Here is a 22,309-nt window from a genome sequence, read left to right on the forward strand (position 1 = left end):
AGCGAGCAGCATTGCTTTGTTATATTGATTATTCTGAAAAGCTGTTTGGAGTGAATCGAATGTTTTTAAAATTGCCCAGGGCAGTATTCCTTGATCCATTACAAAAGTATTTCCGTGCAATAAAACCAAAGAATCAAAATTTGGTGTGATAAAACCATTTAAATTAAACTCCGGATAATTATCAATATCTATATAATGCTTTGGTCCTTCTGTTGGATCAATATTTCTTCGGTTATCAGCATCTGAACCGTGTGCCGCAAGTGAATCAGACCAGCTTCCCCAGAAACTCATTTCAGGTGTAACTGAAAGAATTGTTTGTTTGTTTATAATTCTATGCCCAACATTTCCCCATCCTATAAACAGTGTTGAACAAATTGTAATTGCAGCGAGTAGTAACTTAGATTTTATTTTCATACTGCAAGTTACTACAATAAAATATAAATCTAATTTATTTTTTATTCGTATTCGTCCCAGCTTTTCATTTTCAACTCAGATGGCTTATAGTTTTTTAGTGCCTTAACAAATCTTTTTGCAATCTGTACGTTTGTAAAAAGTGCAATGTTAAGATCAACAGCTTTTCTTCGTATTATGTAATCGCTGTCAAGTTCAACTTTTTCAGAAGTTTTCGGAATGTTTATTACAAGGTCAATATCTCCATTTGCCATAAAGCTTAATATACTTGGTTCCTGGTTATCAAATGGGCGATAGAGTACTTCAACATCAAGTCCGCCATTTTCTTTATAGAACTCTGATGTGCCTTTTGTTCCATAGAATTTCAATCCCATCTTTTGCAGGATTTTTAATTCATCAATTAGCTCCGCCTTGTTTTTGGGTGTTCCGGTAGAAAGTAAAACTCCTTTGGTTGGCACTCTTTGTCCGATTGCAAGCAGACTTTTTAGAAAAGCTTCATTAAAATCATCACCCAAACAAGCAACTTCACCAGTTGATGACATTTCGACTCCTGTAACCGGATCGGATCCTTTTAATCGTGTAAAAGAAAACTGAGAAGCTTTTACACCAACGTAATCAAGATCGAAAGATGATTTATCAATCCTTGGAACTTTTTCTCCGAGCATTAAGCGTGTTGCAATTTCTATAAAATTTATTTTTAGAGTTTTAGAAACAAACGGAAAACTTCTTGATGCACGAAGATTACACTCAATAACTTTTACTTCGTTATCCTTTGCAATAAATTGAATATTAAAAGGTCCGGTAATCTCAAGTCTCTGTGCAATCTCACGAGTAATCATTTTTACTTTTCGCATTGTCTCCAAGTAAGTACGCTGGGGTGGGAGCACAATCGTTGCATCACCGGAATGCACGCCTGCATTTTCAACATGCTCAGCAATTGCATAACAAAAAAGTTCGCCTTCATTTGCAACTGCGTCAACTTCAATTTCTCGTGCATCAGTTATAAACTTACTTATCACAACAGGATGTTCAGAGTTTAAATCTGTTGCTTTTTTAAGATACATTTCAAGTTCGTCTTCAGTTAACACAATACTCATTGCTGCGCCGCTAAGCACATAACTTGGCCTTATCAAAACAGGATAACCAACACTTTGTGAGAACCGTTTTGCATCAGTAAGTGTGGTAACTTCCTGCCACTCCGGCTGATCAACTTTTATATCATCAAGAATTTGCGAAAACTTGTGACGGCTTTCTGCATTATCAATTTGTTCTGGAGAAGTCCCAATTATTTTTAGCCCTGCTTTATGAAGTTTCATAGCAAGATTATTTGGAACTTGTCCTCCCATCGACACAATCACTCCACGGGGATTTTCTTTATCATAAATATCAAGAACTCGTTCAAAGGTTAATTGTTCAAAATAAAGTTTATCACAAATGTCGTAGTCTGTACTTACTGTCTCTGGATTACAATTAATCATAATTGATTTGTAACCGCTCTTGTTAACCTGATTTACTGCGTTAACACAGCACCAATCAAATTCAACTGATGAGCCGATACGGTACGCGCCGCTGCCAAGAACAACTATCTGATCTTTTTCACCAAGTGAAATATCGTCTTCAACACCGTGATAAGTTAAATAGAGGTAATTTGTCTGTGCAGGAAACTCGGCTGCCATTGTATCAATCTGTTTTACAGCAGGAATTACATTTAATGATTTTCTATATGTACGGACTTCAAGTTCTTTAGTGTTAGTTAGTTTGCCAATTTGATAATCGGAAAATCCATTTTGCTTTAGGTGGCGCATTGAGTCGGTATCAATATTTTTTAACTGATTATCAGAAATTTGGTTTTCAAGATCAACAATATTTTTCATCTTATACAAAAACCATTTTGTAATTTTTGTAAGATCGTGAATCTTATCTACAGAGTAACCTTTTTTGAGAGCTACAGCTATCGCAAAAATTCTTTTATCGGTTGGTTCGGATAATTCTTTGTCAAGATTTACAAAATTCATTTCGTTGCCAGTAAATCCCTGCATCCCAACATCAAGCATACGAATTGCTTTTTGTAATACTTCCTCAAAGCTTCTGCCGAGTGACATTACTTCCCCAACGGATTTCATTTCTGAACCAAGCTGTGTGCTTACTTGCTGGAATTTTTGCAAATCCCAACGGGGAAATTTTAACGCAACATAATCAAGCGCAGGCTCAAAGTTTGCAGATGTTTCTTGTGTAATAATATTTACAACTTCATTAAGCGCGTAACCAAGAGCGAGTTTTGTTGCGATAAATGCAAGCGGATACCCAGTCGCTTTTGATGCTAACGCAGAACTTCTGCTTAGTCTTGCGTTAACCTCAATAATTCTATAATCTTCAGAATATGGATCAAGTGCATATTGGATGTTGCACTCACCAATAATTCCAAGATGGCGAATTAATTTTATTCCAATTGAACGGAGCTTAAAATTTTCTTTTGCTGATAATGTTTGAACAGGAGCAATTACAACGCTGTCGCCGGTATGTATGCCCATTGGATCAATATTTTCCATCGAACAGATTGTAATACAATTATCATATTGATCGCGAACAATTTCGTATTCAATCTCTTTCCATCCGTAAAGTGATTCTTCAATCAATATTTGATTTGTAAATGAAAATGCTCTTCGCGCTTTTTCAACAAGTTCTTCTTTGTTATTGACGATACCTGAGCCTAATCCACCCAAAGCATAAGCAATACGAACCATAACCGGAAAATTAATTTCTTCAGCTGCTTTTACAGCTTCATCCACACTTTTTGCTGTTTTACTTCTGGCAATCTTTAATCCAACTTCCGCAACACGATCCCCAAATAATAATCTATCTTCGGTATCTTTAATGGTATCAACCGGAGTTCCTAAGACTTTAATATTATACTTTTCTAAAATTCCTTTATCGTATAAATCAACACCAACATTAAGAGCTGTTTGACCACCAAATTGTAGAAGAATAGAATCAGGTTGTTCTTTAATAATTATCTTTTCAACAAACTCAGTTTTAATCGGAACAAAGTAGACTTTATCTGCAAAGTTTTCTGATGTTTGAATCGTTGCAATGTTTGGATTGACAAGTACAGTCGTAATCCCATCTTCTTTAAGTGCTTTTATAGCTTGCGAGCCGGAGTAATCAAACTCACCAGCTTGCCCTATTTGCAAAGCACCGCTGCCAAGAATTAAAACTTTTTTTGGTTTACCTTTTTTTATCATTTCAATGCCCTCACAAACATATCAAAAATAAATTCGCTATCGTCTGGTCCTGGTGAAGCTTCCGGGTGAAACTGTGAAGCAAAAAATGGTTTTGATATATGAATTATTCCTTCGTTAGTTCCGTCGTTATCATTAACAAACCATTCACGCCAATCTTGTGCTAAAGTTTTTGCATCAACTGCATAGCCGTGATTTTGAGAAGTGATGTAACAACGCTTTGTTCCAAGTTCATTGCATGGCTGGTTATGCCCGCGATGACCATATTTTAATTTGTAAGTATCAGCTCCTGCAGCAAGTGCGAGTATTTGTGAACCAAGACAAATTCCAAGAATAGGCTTGTTTGATTGCATTGCAATTTTAGCATGTTCAATAGTTTTATTATTAAGTTTTGGATCGCCGGGACCATTTGAAATTACTATTCCGTTTGCTTCAATTTTAGTGAAATCATAATCATACGGAACATGGATAACTGTGATATCTCTACCTAGAAAAGCACGAATTATGTTATTCTTTGTTCCGCAATCAACAAGAATAATTTTTTGTTTTCCTGCTTTGTATTCAACAACATCTTTTACGCTTACTTCTCCAACAAGATTTGTTTTATTGGGATCTATAAAATCAATTTTAGAATTTTCATCAACGATAATTTTTCCAAGCATTGTTCCTTTATCACGGAGTTTTCTTGTAAGCATTCTTGTATCAATACCATAAATTCCTGGAATTTTTTCTTCAATCATCCAATCCGATAAAGATTGTTCTGCACTCCAATGGGAATATTCAAATGAATAATCCGTAACAATCAAAGCACGGCAGTGAATGTTATCTGATTCAAAATTTTTAAGCATTCCATCTTCTTTATCTTTAGATGGAATTCCATAGTTACCTATTAGTGGATATGTACAAACAAGAATTTGTCCGCGGTAGGATGGATCAGTCATTGTTTCTGGATAGCCGACCATTCCGGTATTAAACACAACTTCGCCGTTAGTGTTTCCTTCATATCCAAAACTGTATCCGGCAAATTCACTTCCGTCTTCAAGGATTAGTTTGGCTTTTGTTTTTTGTTTATTCATAGTTCATCAAGTACTTTCGGATAAAAAAATAGCCACTCCAAAAGTGGCTTAAAACTTCAAATCATAGTAATATTTCTAAATAGTATTTTAGCAATGCCGTAGTTATTTTAAGCGTAAATATATGATATTATTTTTAAAACCGACAAGAATTTCTGATATAAATTTTGCTAATATTTCAATGACGGTTAATTAGTAATTTCTTTCACAATAAACATCTTAAACAAACTAAAATATTTTTACTTCTTTGCCTATCAATTATTTTGATTAGCATTTGCACTTTATGCTCAATCAAAAGTTGATTCATTATTAACATTATTACATTCGTCCGAAGGAAAAGCGAGGGTAAAATTGTTAATTAAGCTTGGATATTTTCTTTCTTCCGAAAATCCAAATGAAGCAATAAAATATCTTGATGAAGCGATTAGTTTATCAGAAAAAGTTAATAGTAAATGGAGCAAAGCAGATGCATTATTTAACAAAGGTGTTGCGCTTTGGCACCTAGGTGAAATAAATCAGTCTGATGAATATTATCAAAAGGCTATTCCGATTTATGAGGAATTTCATGACTCGCTTAGTCTAATAAAAGTTTTTAATTCTCAAGCAATCAATCATCAAATGAAGGGAAATATTAATCTTGCAGTTGAAAACTTTTTCCATTCACTTGATTATGCTAAAAAGATAAACGATAAGCCAACAATACTTAACACATTATTAAACATTGGTGTTCTGTATGATAATAACGGCGATAATGAAAAGTCTTTAAAATACTATTTTGAGGCTATTGACTATGCTGATGAAAATAGCAAGTCTTCACTAGCACTATTGCAAAGTTATATTGCTGAAATCTATATAGAAACCAAAAGATTTGACGACGCCGAAGGGTATTTAAATAAAGCCATTACAAATTCCCGTGCTTCTGGCGATACTAAAAGTATGATTTGGGCTTATACAAACTTAGGACAAATACAATTAAGTAAAGGTAATGAAAGGTCGGCGGAAAATTATTTTCAAGAATCACTTAATCTTGCTCGTAGTATAGATTATAAGCTGGAAATTATACACGCATTAACTGAACTTGGAAAATTTTATAATAAAACCAAAAATTATTCAGAAGCAGAAAAAATCTTAAAGAAGCAATAAGGCTATCTGAAGAATTAAACTCATTAAGTGATTTGAGTATTATAAATCAGGAACTAGCTTCGCTTTATTACAATACCGGTAATTATAAAAGGCTTATGAGTTAAGACTAGAATACAAGTTCTATAGTGATAGTCTTTATGTGTTAACAAATAGTGAAAAGATCGCTGAACTACAGGCAAAACATGAACTAAAACAAAAAGAGCGCGAAACACAACTCTTAGTGAATGAAAATGAATTACAAAAAAAAATTATAGGTTCGCAAAAAATAATTGCTCTTGTAATATCGGTTCTCGCAATTGCCTCAATTATTTTTATTTGGGTATTGTTGCGCAATAGAAATAAGATTTTAAAAGCAAAAGATTTATTGCAGATAAAAAACGAAGAGGTTGAAAACAGCAGAGTTGAGATTAGCAAGAATAATGATGTACTTGCTGGGCTGAATACGACCAAAGATAAATTCTTTTCAATTATTGCTCACGATCTAAGAAATCCGATAGCAGCATTTGTAAATATTTCCGAATTATTGGAGGAAGATTTTGATAAGCTAAGTGAAGCTGACAAAAAGGATATTATCAGCCAGATGAATGTTTCATCTAAAAATTTAATAAGGCTTTTAGAAAACTTGCTTACCTGGGCAAGGTTATCAAATAATAAAATTGAAGTATATCCGGAAAAAGTTTTACTTTCTGATGTAGTTGAAGCTGCAGTACATCCGTATTTGCAGTCCGCGCAAAACAAAAAAATAAAATTAAATGTTAATACCCCAACTGATGTTTTGATTACAACTGATAAATTTATTTTTCAAGCGATTATCGGAAATTTGGTAAACAACGCAATTAAGTTTTCAAATACATTAAGCGAAATTACTGTTGAATTTTATAAACAGAACGAGCACTCTATCTTTTCAGTTAAAGATCATGGTATTGGAATCGAACCATCACAATTAAGAAACATTTTTGTACTTGGTAAGGTTTCTACAGGAAGAGGAACGATGGGCGAATCAGGAACCGGTTTGGGATTAGTTTTAGTTAAAGAATTAGTAGAGAAACTTAACTGGAAAATTAATGTTAAAAGCGAAGTTAATGCAGGAAGCAAGTTTATGATTTATATTCCGAACAGTGACGTTGAATTGTAATAATAATTTTATGTTTAATAATTTGAAATTGATAATCTTATTTAGGATTTTTGCCAGTAAATCTTTATACAGAAACACATCTATATTTTGATAAAATATTAACTAAATAAAAAAAACTTTTTCAGATTTCATCCATTTTTATTATCCACAAAAAATATTTTTTAATAATAAAGAGATATTATGTCTGCAAAAAAAACTAGTTCATCAAAAAAATCTCCTAAAACATTTGTTCTGGACACGAACGTAATTTTGCACGATGCAACATCAATAAATCAATTTCAAGAAAACGATGTTGTAATTCCCTTAACGGTTATAGAAGAGCTTGATCATTTTAAGCGTGGCAGTCAAGTTATTAATCTTAACGCCAGAGAATTTGCACGTACGCTTGATTCAATCACCGGATCAGCATTATTTAATGGTGGTATTTCAATGGGAAAGGGAAGAGGGAAACTCCGTATAGCAATTCTAAAAGGATTAGCTCCGGCAATACGAGATGTTTTTAAAGATGATACACCTGATCATCGTGTATTAAGTGTTGCTTATGAGTGGCAGGCAAAGTTAAAAGAAAAATCGCAAGTAATTCTTGTAACTAAAGATGTTAATCTTAGAATGAAAGCTAAAGCACTTGGAATACTTGCTGAAGATTATACAACCGATAGAGTCAGCAGCATTGAAGAACTTTACAGCGGAAAAGGAATTATTGAAGATGCAAATGATGATCTTTTAGTAAAACTTTTTCAGCCTCCATATTCAGTGCCGGCAAAGCCGTTTATTAAAAAATTAAATGGAGAAGCACTTTCAAATAAATATTACATTTTAAGAAATACAAATCGCTCCGTACTTGCTCAACTTGATCAGAACAAAGAACAAATTGTTAAAGTTGACAAGACAAATGTTTATGGAATAAATCCGCGTAACGCTGAACAGACTTTTGCTGTAAATGCGTTAACAAATCCGGATATAAGACTTGTATCTATGACAGGAAAAGCAGGAACAGGAAAAACACTTCTTGCACTTGCTAGTGCATTGCACGTTAAAAAGAATTATAGGCAAATTTTTATTGCTCGACCAATTGTTCCGCTAAGTAATAAAGATATTGGTTTTCTGCCAGGTGATGTAGAAAGTAAACTTGCACCATATATGCAGCCGCTCTGGGATAATTTAAAAGTTATTCAGGATCAATTCCCTGAAAATGATAACAAGCATACCGCGATTGATACAATGATAAAGGATCAAAAACTTGTTATCGAGCCTCTATCATACATACGCGGAAGAAGTTTGCAAAGAATATTTTTTATTGTGGATGAAGCTCAAAATCTTACTCCACACGAAATTAAGACTATAATTACACGTGCCGGTGAAGGGGCTAAAATTGTTTTTACGGGGATATTTATCAAATTGATCATCCATATCTTGATGGGCAATCAAACGGACTTTCTTATCTTATTGATAAATTTAAAGGGCAAAAACTTTATGCACATATAAATCTTGAAAAAGGGGAACGATCTGAGTTAGCAGAATTAGCAAGTAATCTTTTATAAACTATTTAGGATTAAAATGAAAAATATAAAACTTTTTTAATGGGATTTTTAGCGACAATATTTTTTCAGGTTGTTTACAGGTTGACACAAAAGTTAATCTTAATAATGATGGAAGCGGGACAATTGAGGAGACAGTTGTTATTAAAAGCACAGTTATTAATATGATGAAAGAATTTGCAATGGCTTTTGATTCAACAAAATCAGAAGAGTATAGTATGTTTAAAGAAGGTGAGTTGACAGAAAAAGCTGCAAATTATGGTGAAGGAGTTAAGTATCTATCCGGCGAAAAAATTACTATTGGAAACTACGAAGGTTATAAAGCAATTTATTCTTTTAAGGATATCAATAAAGTAAAAATAAATCCAAGCCCGGATGATAAAATGCCGTTTGGCGATGAGATGATGACTAAAGAAGAAAAACCAGTTGATGATTTACTAAAGTTTGATTTTAAAAAAGGTAATCCTTCAACCTTGGTTATTAATTTTCCAAAACCAGAAATGAAAGAAGAAGTTGAAATAGATTCAAATGAAACAGAGTTTGAAGACTCAACTTTTAATGAAGATGCTCAACAAAAGATCATCGAAATGTTTGATGGGATGAAAATTAATGTTTCATTTAATTTTAACGGATCAATAAAGGAAACAGATGCATCGTTTGTTGATGGAAATGAAGTTACTCTTATGCAGGTTGATTTTTCTGAAGTGATAAAAAACAAAGATGTTTTAGAAAACTTGCAAAAAACAAAACCTGAAACGATGGAACAGTTTAAAAAAATTATTGGTGATCTACCCGGAATAAAAGTTGAGTTTAAGGAAAAGTAACTATAAAATTTTAGATATTTAAAAACTTAAAAACGGAGAAACAATGAAAAGCTTATTAATGGTTCTATTTCTTTTTACGACAGTTAATATTTATTCACAAACAGAAAAGTTCGGTAAGGATATTTCTTTAACAGAAAAAACAAATATTTCAAAAATTCTTGAAATGCCTGAAGAATTTGTTGGGAAAACAGTTTTAGTTGAAGGTGAAATTATTGATGTCTGCGCAATGGCTGGTTGCTGGATGGAATTAAAAAGCGATGCTGAAAATCAAAAAGTAAAAATAAAAGTTAAAGACGGTGATATTGTTTTTCCCGTTGAAGCAAAAGGTAAATCAGCGTTGGTTGAAGGAACCGTTTATAAAATTGAGTTAACAAAAGAAGAAGCGGCTGAATATTATGAGCACGTTGCAGCAGAACAGGGAACAGAGTTTGATCCTGCAAGCGTTACAGGTCCGGTTACTTTTTATCAGATAAAAGGAATTGGTGCTGTAATAAAATAAAGATAGAATTTTTAATTGATTATTAAGGGCTCAATCGAGCCCTTTTTTATTGTGTTAAACAAACCCCTAATTTTCAATTTTAATGTAATTGCAGACTTGAGTAAATTTGAATAAAGAAATCTAAAATAATTTATGCAAACATTTACATATCCAATATTCTGGAAGTTTATTTACCGATATTTGAATTTAGTATTAACACCAATGTTAATTTTTTTATGCTGTTTCAGTTGCCGCCTTGATTGATAAGAACCTTGTTATTCTTATCCCATTTCTGTTATCGCTATTTGTTATTTACTATTTGAATAAATCCTATATTAATTTTTATAAACTTGTTCCTTATAAGATTGAAGTTGATACTGAAAAAATTATTTGCACTGAATTTATTTTTAAGGATAAGTCAATTACAATATTTATTAAAGATATCGATGCAATTTCAGGTGGTATATTTGATGGTAAGTATCGCGGAATAATGAAAATCTGTGATGGCAAAAGCAAAGTATGTATAGGCTTTTTTGATAGGCTGACTGACTCAAATAAACTTGTTACACTTATTCTTAGTAAAGTTGAAAAAAAGATCTATGATAAAGTGATTGAACAGATTCAATCAGCTAAGATTAAACCGGATACAAAAAAATAAATGAAAGTTGCAGTTTTACTTTCCGGTGGTGTTGATAGTTCAGTTGCGCTTCGTTTACTTAAAAATGCAGGGCATGATGTAACAGCTTTTTATTTAAAGATATGGCTGCAGGATGAATTTTCATTTCTTGGTGATTGCCCGTGGGAAGAGGATTTAGAATTTGCTCGTGCCGTTTGTAAACAAGCCAACATTCCACTTGAAACTATAAACATGCAAACCGAATATTGGGATTCTGTTGTTTCTTATACGATTTCAGAAATTAAAGAAGGCAGAACGCCAAATCCTGATATGTTTTGTAACCGTTTAATAAAGTTTGGACAGTTTATAAATAAGATTGATAACTCGTTTGAAAAAGTTGCTTCTGGTCATTACGCAAAAATTGAAGACAAAAAAATAAAAAGTTTATCTTAAAAATTTCTCCTGACCCTATAAAAGATCAAACATATTTTCTTGCTTATCTCACTCAACAGCAATTAAGCCGGACGCTCTTTCCGATTGGAACTTACAGAAAAAAAGAAATACGGGAACTTGCGGCAAAATATAATCTGCCAAATATGAGTAGGAAAGACAGCCAGGGAATTTGTTTTCTGGGTAAGATTAAATTTTCTGATTTTATAAAACATCACCTTGGGGAATTAGAAGGCGATATAGTTGATATTCATACAAACAAAGTTCTAGGTAAACACAAAGGATTTTATTTTTATACAATTGGTCAGCGCTCCGGTTTAAGATTAGGCGGTGGTCCTTGGTATGTTATTAGTAAGGATATTGAAAAAATATTGTTTATATCTCAAAAGAAAATATTACAAACCGTGCTAGAAAAGAATTTAAAGTTGGTAAGTTTAATTGGATTGCGGAAGAGCAACCTGAAGATGGAAATTATCTTGTAAAGATTCGTCATGGTGAGCATTTTTATAATTGCACTTTAAATTTTGGTGATAGTTCCGCAATGGTAGTAACTGAAAAAGAAGATCGTGGAATTGCACCGGGACAATTTGCGGTTTTTTACAAAGATGACGTTTGTCTTGGTGGAAGTGTTATTTTAGAATAATATTATTATTAAAAAAATTAATTAGATAACAGTAGCTGATTGGGAGAAAAGAATTTGTTTAAGATTTGATGTGTCGACATATTTTTCTTTAGTTATTTTAATCAGGTTTTTACAATTCATGCAGATATAAGCATACCTTACTCCGATTACGGAATCAAGTTTTGCAACCCATAATTCTGTAAAAGGATTATCGCAAATTGGGCATATTGATTTAAATTCTATTTGTTCAATTTCTTTGGTCATTAGGCTCCTCAGTACACATAAGACGCATAAGTATATAAAAAAGTTACTGAATATTAAAAATTTTACTCAAAAATATAGAACCCTTTTTCATTAATATAAGATTTATTTTGTTGCAGAAAAGTCATAATGCTTTCAACAGGAATTATTTTGGCAATGCCATAACGGATTGCTGAATGTTTTCTTACATAAAGATTCCCATCGTAAGGTACAATGGGATTATAAGTTGTTTTGGTTTTCAAATTTTCCGGATAAACTAAATTCTCTTCTTCTTCCGGAACCCATTGCACCATTCCTATCAACTCAAAATTTGGAACTCCATCTCGAATTGCAAGCGCAAATCCACCGCTAAATCCGGGATTAATTACCGCATCAACAAGGAATGAACCCGCTTCATCTCTGCGCGGACTGCTTACAATCGCTTTAGTAATAATTTTAAAATTAACTGGATACCCAACAAGATAAACAAATGTGCCCCATTCAACATCTTTTGCTTTGCCTAAGGGATAATTAAATGTTGGAAAAAATATTCCCTTTTGACCACCATATTTTCTTCCTATCAAGGCAATATCAGAGTGCTCATCAATTGCAATAACTTCTACCTGGCTGCCTTCGGGAAATCCTGCAACATAGATCACCTGTTTTTCTTTGATCGAAATTGACTCAACAAAATTTGTCGCAAAACCTAATTCATCATATTTGTATGCTATAATAGTATCCGGAAAAGAGATTTGTGTGCACAGGTTAGTAATGCAACTTTTCCATTTTCAGAATAAACAGATACTGCAGTTCCCGAGCATGAATTATCTGCAAGAGCTTCTTTTATTGCGACTTTGGTTAGTCTTTTAGTTTCTAAATCTTTTAAAGTAAAATTATCTTTTCCATCAAACACATAGATTTTATAAAAAGCTGTTGAGTTAACTCGCTGGATTGTTTCACTAATCTTTCCTAATTCAACAGAAGAAGACTTATACGGAAATTCACTATCATACTTTCCATCCAGTAATGTGGGATACACTTTTTCGTACGATGTAAATGAGCAGCCATAAAAAACAAATAAGGATATCAGTAAAAAAACGATTGAAATCAAATCTCTTTTTTTCATTTCAGATATCCTTAAATATTTATCGATTGAACTTGTTAGTTCTTTTATTCACCATGCTTTGTCTTAAAACCTTTTTGCATCCAGCCACGTGCAAAAAATAACCCGAAACTACTTACCATAGCAATACAGCCATAAATAAACCACATTGTTTCAGTATTCATTTGGGATGGATCAATACCTTCTGGAGCGTAGTGCATTAAAAAACCATCCAGAGTATAAACTCGTAACAACTTTAGTTAAAAACCATGGGAACTGTCCGATTCCCATATAAATTCCTGTCATTCCCTTTGGAGCAATTTCAGCAACCCACTGTAAAAATCTTGGCTGCCACATTGCTTCTCCGATAGTCATCAAAGTTAAATATGCAAAAACTGTGTAGATACTTGGACCAAGAGTTAGTATAAAGGTCGGTGCTGCCATAACAAACGTTCCATAAATCATCATCTTATAAGTGTCGCGCTTTACGGTTAATGCTGCAACCATTGGAGTTAGAATGAAAATTAACAGCGGATTAAAGTTCGTAAAGAACTCAAAGTTATCAGCCACTACTCCTGTAAATGCTCTTTTATAATAAACAGGCAGCGTTAACCAATTGTGTGCAAAAAGTGTTTGTACAGGAATTAGAATGAAGATAAAAAACATAAATCTTAAATCTCTAATAGGAAAATTTTTAAGATAGAACATAATTTTTTCTTTAGCGGATTTTTCATCCTCAGCTTTTTTATCAGCCTCAATCTGCTCTTTAGTTTCTGTGCTAACTTCTCGTATTGTCTTTTCAATGGTTTTTTGGAAAGAATGGTTGCAACAACAATAATTCCTAAAACTGTTAATCCGACATAAACCCACATTACACCTAACATTCCTTCTTGATCATTTGCAAATGCCTTTCTTATTGGCGGGGCGATAATTCCGGGAAGAAATCCGCCAAGATTCATAATCGCATATAGCATTGCATAACCCATGGCAGATGTTTTTTCTGTGGTAAATAGTTTTACAGCAGCATAACAAGCTGGCTGGTAAATACCGTAACCTAAAATGATGCCCAATAATCCCACCATAGCAATTAAATGAGCAGAAGACCATAATCCGGTATTAGAAGTAATTGTTGGTCCAAGAGTTAAGAAAACTCTTCCAATCAACATAAAAAGCAAAGCATATATGAGAGATTTTCTTACACCAATCCAATCTACAGTCGCACCGAGAAACAGCATCGCCAGCGTAATTCCTGCAGTTTGAAATCCAACCATTTGCCCTGCGTTAATATCATCCAGCTTAACAAAATCAGTAAAATAAATAACCAAATAACCAACTACGCCAAAGTATGTAATTCCTTCAAGCAGGTATGTGAGATTTATTCCCCACAACGCTCGGGAAGAATGAAATAAATCTATAAACGGTTGTGTTATTTCTTTAAATACACTTTAAAAGTGCTTGGTTGTGGATCAATTTCCGGTGATGAATTATCGGACATATATTTTCCTGTAATTGAATGAAATAATAATTACTTTACACAAGGCAGTACAATAGTAAAAGTAGAGCCGCTTTCTTTTTTGCTTGTTACTTTTATGGTGCCATCGTTTTTTTTGATTAGCTCATTAGTTAACAGCAGACCAAAACCCGTACCTTTTTCGTTTTTGGTTCCTTCAGTAGTAAACTGTTTTTCTATTTTAAATAATCTCTCTTGATCCTCTGACGACAAACCAACACCTGTATCTTTAACAAATACTTCGGCTTTATCACCATTAGTTTTACAACCAACAGTAATTGTCCCTCCATCATGAGTAAATTTAATTGCATTAGATACAAGATTTCTTATTGAAGCTTCAATCATATTTTGATCGGCCAGCACGTTTATTTCAAGATCAGTTTCTTTAGTCAGCGTAAGGTTCTTAGCTTCAAATGAATCTGAAAAGATACTGAGAACATGGTTTACGATAATACATATTGAAAACTCTGATTTTTCAAACGAGAAATTACCCGTCTGCAATCTGGACCACTCCAAAAGATTTGTGAGTAAATTAAAAAGATTAGTTGCAGTTCTATGCAATGTTTTTGCGGAGTCTTTTACTTCTTGTTCTGTAAGGTCTTCAATATTATTAGCAAGTAATTCTGAAAATCCTAATAAAGAGTTAAAGGGGTTTCTTAAATCGTGCGATATTATTGAGAAAAATCTATCCTTAGCAGAATTGCTTTTTTGCAAATCCTCAGAATACTTTTTTAATCTTTCTTCATTAATTTTTCTCTCGGTTATGTCAGTAAGTGTTCCAACAATTTTAGATTTGCCGTGTGTATCGGTTACTAATGAACCATGAGACAATGCCCACGCAAGTGACCCATCTTTTTTTATTACTCTGTGTTCAAGTGAATAAGATTTAATTTTGTCTTGCAATAAATTTGACAATAATTCTTTCTTTTTGTTGTAATCTTCAATTGGTAATAAATTGCCCCAACCTTTGTCTTTTACTTCTTGTATAGAATAACTAAACACTTCTGCTAGACTTTCTTCACAATCTATCTCAAAAGTAATGGGATCAATTTCATAAACACCGGCTTTGCTAGCTTTGATAACCATTTCATACTTTTTTGCGCGCATCACTAATTTTTTGTTGCAACTTATAATTGGCTAATCCCAACTCTATCGATCGTATAAGGTTATCAATTTCGAATGGAAATGAAAAATATGCGGTTGGATTTGTAGACTTAGCTTTATTATAAGATTCTTTGTCATCATCATGAGAAAGATAAATAACCGGAATGTCTAATTGTTGTTTGATCTCTGAAACTGCTTCAATTCCGGAAAATTTAGTATTAAGATTTACACTTATAACAATAAAATCAGGATAGGATTCTAACGCGAGTGAAACAACAGATTTAATTTCTGTTTTTGATACAACAACAGAGAAACCGGAATTAATAAGTTTTGATTCCAGATTTTTTACAGCACTATTTTCCTGTACGCATATCAGGATTTTTTCTTGACTCATAAAGACTCTTAATAATTAGAGATACTGTGAGAAATAGTTACGAAGAAATAAAATATTAATCAAACTATATTGTAAAGTTATAAATGTTATTCTATTAAAACACGTAAGTTTTTTAAATCATTTTTCTCTGTTTTAAACCTTGCAATCCTTGTAAACCGCCTGTATGGATTGCAACAATTGTGCTGTTTAACGGGAAAAAATTATTCTTAATTAAATCATAAATCCCATAAAACATTTTGCCTGTATATATTGGCTCAATGGGGATGTTATGCTGTTCTTCAAAACTATTGCAAAACTTGTTTAGCTTGTTGTTTGTTTTTGCGTATCCTCCAAAGTGATAATCCAGATTTATCTGAAAATTGTTCAGTTTGTCTTTTTGATAATATGATAGAAGAGTGCGAATGTTTTTGTAAAGAAATTCTCCACCTTTAAGAACAGAAAAACCAAGAGCAAAAGATTTTGAATCCAATCCTAAAACTAATCCGGCAAGTGTGCCGCCGGTACCGCACGCAGAACAAATAAAATTAAAATCAGTTGTAATGCTGGGAATAATTTCCGCACAGCCTTTTATTGCAAGATGATTTGATCCCCTTCCGGAATTAAATAAAAATCTTCAAATTTATTTTTAAATTCATCAACAATGTATTTATCGTATTTATTTCTATAAGACTTTCTATCTATGTATTCTAAAATCATTCCATTTTCTTTGGCAAAGTTTAATGTCGGATTAAGTGGTAAATGTTCTTCACCGCGAATAACTCCGATTGTCTTAAATCCATATTTTTTACCTGCGGCGGCAGTTGCGTGAGTGTGATTTGAATAGGCGCCACCAAATGTCAGCAGTGTTTTATAACCAAGCTTTTCAGCTTCTATTAGATTGTATTTTAGTTTATAAAATTTATTACCGGAAATAAAATCATCAGTGAGATCTTCTCGCTTTACAAAAAATCTAATCTGTTTCTGTTCAAATAACGGATCAAAGATTTCTGTAAGTGGAGTTGTAGGATTTTCTATTATCATTAATTCTAATTTAACTATTCAATTAAAATTAACTATAGATTAAATTAAAAAATCAGTAAACCAAATTTTTTATATAAAAAAACCCGACCCAATTTTGTAATCAGGACGGGTAAGGGTAGAATTCCTAAAAAGATCTATGATCTACTTATCTGTTTTGGAGGGTTATGCACTATCTTCCTAATCGTGTCAAATTGAAGATAAGGATATTCTGCCCTTAATGTATCAATCGCATCACCGGTTCTAATTTTTTGCGAGCGCAATGTTTTAAATCTTCTGCGAATAATATAATCTCTTACTGAACGATCATTAATTAAACCGCGACTGTTCAGTAATTCCCAAATCTCATCGCTAATAAGATCGGCTAATGGATTAGAAATTGTTTTTGGATATATGATGTTTTCCATAACATCCTCCTCGTTGTTGGTTAGTATAGATTTTATTCGGTCGTTTTCTGGTTTCATAATACTTTAATTGGCTTAAAAAATCTCAGGGTCAATTTCTGGGATAAAAGTGCAAAATTATTGATAGGCGCGCAACAGCATAGATATGCGGTTTTTTAGTTATGATCGATTAAAAAATCAGGATTAATACATAATTATGTGGAAATTGAGGGCACTTAAAAACTTGATCAAGTAAAACCAGTTTGAAATAGCCACGACTTTTAAGTTGTGGGATAGGTATAAGCTAAAGCCCAAAGTAAAGTTGTTAACCTTTGTCCCCGACTTAAAAGTCATGGCAATTTAAAGTAATGTAACAGAATCTGAAAGTCGTGGCAATTCATTTTGAACAGATTGGATAATTTGATTTCCTAAATAATCTTTTTTCTAATTGCTTTTGCAACAGCTTCGGATTGTGAGTGAACGTGGAGTTTTTTGTAGATGTTTCTGATGTGATGTCGAACTGTATCAACACTAATAAAAAGTGTCTCCGCAATTTCCTGGTAGTTATATCCATCGGATAAAAGATTAAGCACACCTATTTCTCTATCACTTAAATCATAATTCTGAGTTTCACGAGTAATACTTTTGCCTTCTTTAAAAGCTGTTATTACTTGTCGCGCAATTCTGGAGCTCATTGGTGATCCGCCATCGTTAGCATCTTTTATTGCCTCAAGTAATCTTGCCGGTGGAGTTTTTTTTACTAGATAACCGCAAGCACCGGCACAAAGCGCATCAAACACAAATTCACTTTCTTCATAAACGGTTAACATAAGAATGCTTAGATCCGGATTTTTTGTAACAGCAGATTTTGCTCCATCAATTCCATTCATTCCGGGTAACCCAATATCCATAAGTACAACATTTATCGGCAGCGAACCGATCTTTGGTAAAAATGATTCCACATCACCAAATGAACCAATACATTTATAACCTTCGGTTCCATTAATTAATGCTGCTAGTCCTTCTCTAATAGTTGTGTTATCTTCTACAATTGCTACGTTGATCATTGTTTAAAAAGTACTTTAAGTTTATTTGTTAAACCGGATTTACCAATAAATCTAATAGAAGTTCCACTATTTATTGATGACTTAATTTTTATTTTTCCGTTGATCTGATCAGCCCTGTTTTCCATATTTTTTAACCCGTTGCCTTTAGACAGCAGTGATTCGTCAAATCCAATTCCATCATCATTTAAGATAATTTCCAAAACATCATTTCTTAAATTCGCTTCCAGTGTAATGCGTTTACATTTACTGTGTTTAATTGAGTTATTAATTGCTTCCTTAAAAATTAAGTAAAGATTTTGTTTTACCTCCATTGGCAGCTTCACATCGTTTAGCTTTTCAAGATTTTTTGTTTTAAAAGATATTTCGACCGAGTTGAGTAACTCACTGTAAGTATCTTTTAATCTTATAATCAAATCGTGTAAAGAATCACGACTTGGATTTACCACCCAGACAATATCACTCATGCTATCAACAAGTTTTCTTGAAATATCGCAAATGTTTTTTAACTCGCTGTTTGAGTTTATTTCGCCAAAATTATTTTTTCTTGATGCAACTTCGCTTAAGATTGAAATCTCCGTTAAACCTGAACCAATATTATCATGTAAATCTGCAGCAAGTTTAGATTTTAATTTTTCAATTGCAAGCAAGTTTTTAATCCTTATTGTGCTTAGATAATACAAAAACGAAGCCAATAGAATTACCGCAAGAATTATAAACCACCATGTTTGCCAGAATGGATTAAGAATAACAATTTTTATTGATGCATAAGAATCAGACCAAATACCATCGCTGTTAGAACCGCGCACTTTAAATACATAGGTACCCGGCGAAAGATTGGTGTAAGTAGCAATTCTTGAAGAGGATTCAGTTACCTGCCATTCATTTTGTAATCCTTCGAGCATAAACGAATATTGATTATCCCTGGGATCAGAAAAATCGAGAGAAGAAAATTCAAAAGAGATAAAATTTTTCTTGTAATCAAGTACTAATTCCTTTGGCTCACCTTTTATGTGTTCATTAAAAACTTTTATAGAGGTTATTACTACGGGCGGAATGTAATTGTTTGATTTAATTTTATTTGGATCAAAAAAATTATAACCGTTTATACCGCCCAAATACATTATTCCGGTTTTATCTTTAAAATATGCACCTCCGCTAAATTCCAGACTTTGTAATCCATCCTGAATATCGAAACGTTTTATATCTTTTGTTATAAGATTAAGTCTGAAGATTCCATTGTCAGAACTGATCCAAAGATTTTTTGAATCATCTTCTAGTATTCCATATACAACACCACTAGTTAAGCTTTCGGTAAAAGAATATCTTTTAAATTTTCCTGTTGTGCGGTTAAAACTTGTTAAACTGCCACCGTACGAGCCCAACCAGATTATACCATCTGAGTCTTCGAGAATGGTCATAAGATTTTCGATATTAAAACTATCATCATTTCCTGAGTTGGAAGGATAACTTTTAAACATTTCCGTTCGCGGATCAAAAGAATTTAATCCGCCGCCATAACTGCCAATCCAAAAAACACCATCACGCGATCGATACAATTTATAGATACGGTTATCACTTATCGAATTTGGATTATCTTTATCGTTGATAAACTTTTTGAACTTTATTTTTTGATCAATTGGATTTCCGTTTATTATCGCTTTATTTAACCCGCCTCCAAAAGTTGCTATCCAATAAACTGAATCTGATTCAATTAATATATCCTGAATCTGGTTTCCACTAATACTCGAAGAATCTTTTTGATTATTCTTAAATACGCTTACTCTTTTTGATTTTTTATTTAAGATATTTAATCCGCCGTCGTACGTTCCAATCCAAAGGTTACCATAATTATCTTCTTTAATTGTTCTTATGTGATTGCTGCTCAGAGAATTGCTGCCATCAGTTTTTTTTATGTATGAAAAATTCTTTGAAGACGGATCATATCTATTTAAGCCGCCTTTGTAAGTTCCAATCCAGAGAATGTTTTCCTGATCTTTGTAAATAGACCAGACTACATCATCATTAAGGTTATTACTTTTTCCCGGTTGATGTTTAATATGATTAAACCGGGCATTGTTTTTATAAATTTTTGTAACCCCAGCACCAAGATGTGAACCAGCCCAAATAATTCCGGAGCGATCCGTACACAGTGAAAGCACATCATTATCACCCAGCGAATATTGATTGATTGGATCATTAAAAAAATGCAGCGTTGTGTTTTTATTTTTATCATATCTTATTAATCCACCGCCAAAAGTTCCGATCCATAAATATTGTTCAATATCTTCTGCAAAAGACATAATTGTATTTGGAGTTAAATTGTTTACAGAAATAGGGCATCGTTGACAATCTATTTTAGCTTTTCCAAAAGGTAATTTAGTTTGATCACTCGGTATATGTATCAGTCCGCCATAGTAAGAGCCGATCCAGATATTCATTTTAGAATCTTGAAACAGGTTTAACAGTTTATTGTCTGATAGTGAAAACTCGTCTTCACCCTGGAGCAAAGTTTCAAAAGAAAAATTTTCTTTAGAATTTTCAATCGATTTTGTAATTCTTGTTAATCCTCCTCCAAAAGTTGCAACCCACAATTTGCCCTCGTGATCAAAAATCAAATCCATTATCCTGTTTGTTTTAAGTCCGCCGGGATTATTTTTATCAAAATAAAAATGATGATACAGTTTAAAAAATTTATCAATTACAATTATTCCCGAACCCCAGGTACCAATCCAGAGTTTGCCGTCTTTGTCCTCAGCAAGAGAAGTTATGGTAGTTTTTTGATTTCTTGAAAACGACAGGGGATATTCATAAAAATCATCAGCCTGATCCGGAAGTACATCCAGTAAATCAGAAACATTTTTATAATTAAAAATTTCAGTCTTTCGGTCAAATCTGTTTATGTTACCGTAAATAGTTCCTATCCACAGGTTTCCATTCTTATCTTCATAAAGCGAGTTTGTTCCATCATCGGAAAGGGAAGTGGAGTCTTTGGGATCATTGAAGTAAATATTAAACTTATAACCATCGTAACGATTTAAACCGCTGCGTGTTGCAAACCACATATAGCCTTTGCTATCCTGTAAAGAAGCAAAGATAGTGCTTTGTGACAAACCGTCTTCAATTCGTAATTGCTTTATCACATAATCCTGCGGCAATACTTTTGTGGAGATTAAAAGCATAATTACAGTTGTGATCAACAGAGAAAAAGTTTTGCTTTTACTTTTTATTAAGGTTTTCATCATTTTGGTAAGTCTTTAACCATATATAGGATAATTTTTGCAAAGATTCTATATCGCCAAAATATTTCTGTGTAGAATATGTGATCTGGATATTTGACTAAAAACGTGTTATGACATACATTGTGATTAAAAAAAAGACAAAAAGAGGTAACAATGAAAAAGATAATTTATAGATCCGAAGACAGGGGAAAGGCAAACTACGGCTGGCTGGATACAAAATACAGTTTCAGCTTTGCAAATTATTATAATCCAAAGATGATGAACTTTGGAATGCTGCGTGTTCTTAATGATGATACTGTTGTGCCGGCAATGGGATTTGGAACTCATCCGCATGATAATATGGAAATTATAACAATTATTTTAGAAGGTGCGCTTGAACATAAAGACAGTATGGGCACTGGTTCAGTTATTTATAAAGATGAAGTTCAGGTTATGTCTGCGGGATCAGGGATTACACATTCTGAGTTTAATCCATCCGATAAAGAAGCGGTTAAACTTTTTCAGTTATGGATTTTCCCAAAAGAAAAAAACATAAAACCGAGATATGATCAAAAATCATTTCCTATTTCTAAGAGAAAGAATAAACTTATTCCCGCAGTTTCCGGATTGAATAAAGAAGGCTCATTATATATTCATCAGGATGCAGAAATTTATCTTGGGAATTTTGAGAAGGGAAAAAAAGTAAATTATCAAATAAGCAATTCTGCAAATGGTGCTTACATTC

The 22,309-nt window shown here is 33.0% G+C and carries 19 protein-coding genes and 3 pseudogenes; 8 read left to right on the forward strand and 14 right to left on the reverse strand.

Features of this window, described 5'->3' with window-relative positions; translation table 11 throughout:
• Window positions 1-455: 455 nt before the first annotated feature.
• Together carB and carA are read right to left on the reverse strand one after the other, a co-directional pair.
• The gene (carB, locus tag IPJ23_00610; protein ID MBK7629245.1) at window positions 456-3,653 is read right to left on the reverse strand and encodes a carbamoyl-phosphate synthase (glutamine-hydrolyzing) large subunit; all 3,198 of its coding nucleotides are present in this window, start codon (window positions 3,651-3,653) and stop codon (window positions 456-458) included.
• Window positions 3,650-4,726 carry a glutamine-hydrolyzing carbamoyl-phosphate synthase small subunit gene (gene carA / locus IPJ23_00615; GenBank protein ID MBK7629246.1) on the reverse strand — a complete coding sequence of 359 codons (1,077 nt, stop codon included), beginning with the start codon at window positions 4,724-4,726 and terminating at the stop codon, window positions 3,650-3,652. Before carA ends, carB begins: the two co-directional genes overlap by 4 nt.
• Window positions 4,727-5,074: 348 nt before the next feature.
• Here carA and IPJ23_00620 point away from each other — a divergent pair, with 348 nt between their 5' ends.
• The 7 genes and pseudogenes from IPJ23_00620 to mnmA all read left to right on the forward strand — a co-directional run bounded on the left by IPJ23_00620 (window position 5,075) and on the right by mnmA (window position 11,550).
• Window positions 5,075-5,866, forward strand: a complete 792-nt coding sequence (locus tag IPJ23_00620; GenBank protein ID MBK7629247.1) for a tetratricopeptide repeat protein — start codon at window positions 5,075-5,077, stop codon at window positions 5,864-5,866.
• 139 nt (window positions 5,867-6,005) lie between these two features.
• Window positions 6,006-7,001, forward strand: a complete 996-nt coding sequence (locus IPJ23_00625; GenBank protein MBK7629248.1) for a HAMP domain-containing histidine kinase — start codon at window positions 6,006-6,008, stop codon at window positions 6,999-7,001.
• 180 nt (window positions 7,002-7,181) lie between these two features.
• A pseudogene (locus tag IPJ23_00630) lies at window positions 7,182-8,542 on the forward strand (PhoH family protein).
• 161 nt (window positions 8,543-8,703) lie between these two features.
• Window positions 8,704-9,363: a hypothetical protein gene (locus IPJ23_00635; protein MBK7629249.1), complete on the forward strand. Its 660-nt coding sequence runs from the start codon at window positions 8,704-8,706 to the stop codon at window positions 9,361-9,363.
• 43 nt (window positions 9,364-9,406) lie between these two features.
• The gene (locus IPJ23_00640; protein ID MBK7629250.1) at window positions 9,407-9,862 is read left to right on the forward strand and encodes a DUF4920 domain-containing protein; all 456 of its coding nucleotides are present in this window, start codon (window positions 9,407-9,409) and stop codon (window positions 9,860-9,862) included.
• Between the two features lie 235 nt (window positions 9,863-10,097).
• Window positions 10,098-10,499, forward strand: coding sequence for a hypothetical protein (locus IPJ23_00645; protein MBK7629251.1), 402 nt, complete (start codon window positions 10,098-10,100; stop codon window positions 10,497-10,499).
• Window positions 10,500-11,550: pseudogene (mnmA, locus tag IPJ23_00650) on the forward strand (tRNA 2-thiouridine(34) synthase MnmA).
• Between the two features lie 21 nt (window positions 11,551-11,571).
• On the opposite strand, the gene IPJ23_00655 reads toward mnmA, so the two are convergent.
• From IPJ23_00655 to IPJ23_00710, 12 genes and pseudogenes are all read right to left on the reverse strand, one after another.
• Window positions 11,572-11,793, reverse strand: a complete 222-nt coding sequence (locus IPJ23_00655) for a hypothetical protein (GenBank protein MBK7629252.1) — start codon at window positions 11,791-11,793, stop codon at window positions 11,572-11,574.
• A gap of 62 nt (window positions 11,794-11,855) precedes the next feature.
• Window positions 11,856-12,428, reverse strand: coding sequence for a trypsin-like peptidase domain-containing protein (locus IPJ23_00660; protein MBK7629253.1), 573 nt, complete (start codon window positions 12,426-12,428; stop codon window positions 11,856-11,858).
• Window positions 12,429-12,496: 68 nt separating this feature from the next.
• Complete coding sequence (locus tag IPJ23_00665; GenBank protein MBK7629254.1) at window positions 12,497-12,895, reverse strand: hypothetical protein; 399 nt, start codon at window positions 12,893-12,895, stop codon at window positions 12,497-12,499.
• A 44-nt stretch (window positions 12,896-12,939) separates the two neighbouring features.
• A complete protein-coding gene (locus tag IPJ23_00670; GenBank protein ID MBK7629255.1) occupies window positions 12,940-13,092 on the reverse strand; it encodes a hypothetical protein in 153 nt (50 codons plus the stop codon).
• Window positions 13,067-13,579 (reverse strand): hypothetical protein, encoded by a 513-nt coding sequence (locus IPJ23_00675; protein MBK7629256.1) that lies wholly within the window; start codon window positions 13,577-13,579, stop codon window positions 13,067-13,069. The genes IPJ23_00670 and IPJ23_00675 overlap by 26 nt, the downstream gene beginning before the upstream one ends.
• A complete protein-coding gene (locus IPJ23_00680; GenBank protein ID MBK7629257.1) occupies window positions 13,543-14,259 on the reverse strand; it encodes an MFS transporter in 717 nt (238 codons plus the stop codon). The genes IPJ23_00675 and IPJ23_00680 overlap by 37 nt, the downstream gene beginning before the upstream one ends.
• A gap of 137 nt (window positions 14,260-14,396) precedes the next feature.
• Window positions 14,397-15,488: a PAS domain S-box protein gene (locus tag IPJ23_00685; GenBank protein ID MBK7629258.1), complete on the reverse strand. Its 1,092-nt coding sequence runs from the start codon at window positions 15,486-15,488 to the stop codon at window positions 14,397-14,399.
• On the reverse strand, window positions 15,469-15,879 hold the full coding sequence (locus IPJ23_00690) for a response regulator (protein ID MBK7629259.1): 411 nt from the start codon (window positions 15,877-15,879) through the stop codon (window positions 15,469-15,471). The genes IPJ23_00685 and IPJ23_00690 overlap by 20 nt, the downstream gene beginning before the upstream one ends.
• 112 nt (window positions 15,880-15,991) lie before the next feature.
• Window positions 15,992-16,899 (reverse strand): annotated as a pseudogene (locus tag IPJ23_00695) (1-aminocyclopropane-1-carboxylate deaminase/D-cysteine desulfhydrase).
• Window positions 16,900-17,033: 134 nt separating this feature from the next.
• Window positions 17,034-17,303, reverse strand: a complete 270-nt coding sequence (locus IPJ23_00700; GenBank protein MBK7629260.1) for a hypothetical protein — start codon at window positions 17,301-17,303, stop codon at window positions 17,034-17,036.
• A 404-nt stretch (window positions 17,304-17,707) separates the two neighbouring features.
• Window positions 17,708-18,346, reverse strand: a complete 639-nt coding sequence (locus IPJ23_00705; protein ID MBK7629261.1) for a response regulator transcription factor — start codon at window positions 18,344-18,346, stop codon at window positions 17,708-17,710.
• Window positions 18,343-21,585 (reverse strand): hypothetical protein, encoded by a 3,243-nt coding sequence (locus tag IPJ23_00710; protein ID MBK7629262.1) that lies wholly within the window; start codon window positions 21,583-21,585, stop codon window positions 18,343-18,345. The genes IPJ23_00705 and IPJ23_00710 overlap by 4 nt, the downstream gene beginning before the upstream one ends.
• A gap of 153 nt (window positions 21,586-21,738) precedes the next feature.
• On the opposite strand from IPJ23_00710, the gene IPJ23_00715 reads away from it, so the two are divergent.
• The coding region (locus tag IPJ23_00715; GenBank protein MBK7629263.1) for a pirin family protein at window positions 21,739-22,309 on the forward strand (571 nt) is incomplete at its 3' end.

This window comes from Ignavibacteriales bacterium (assembly GCA_016709765.1).
Taxonomy (GTDB): Bacteria; Bacteroidota; Ignavibacteria; order Ignavibacteriales; family Ignavibacteriaceae; genus IGN3.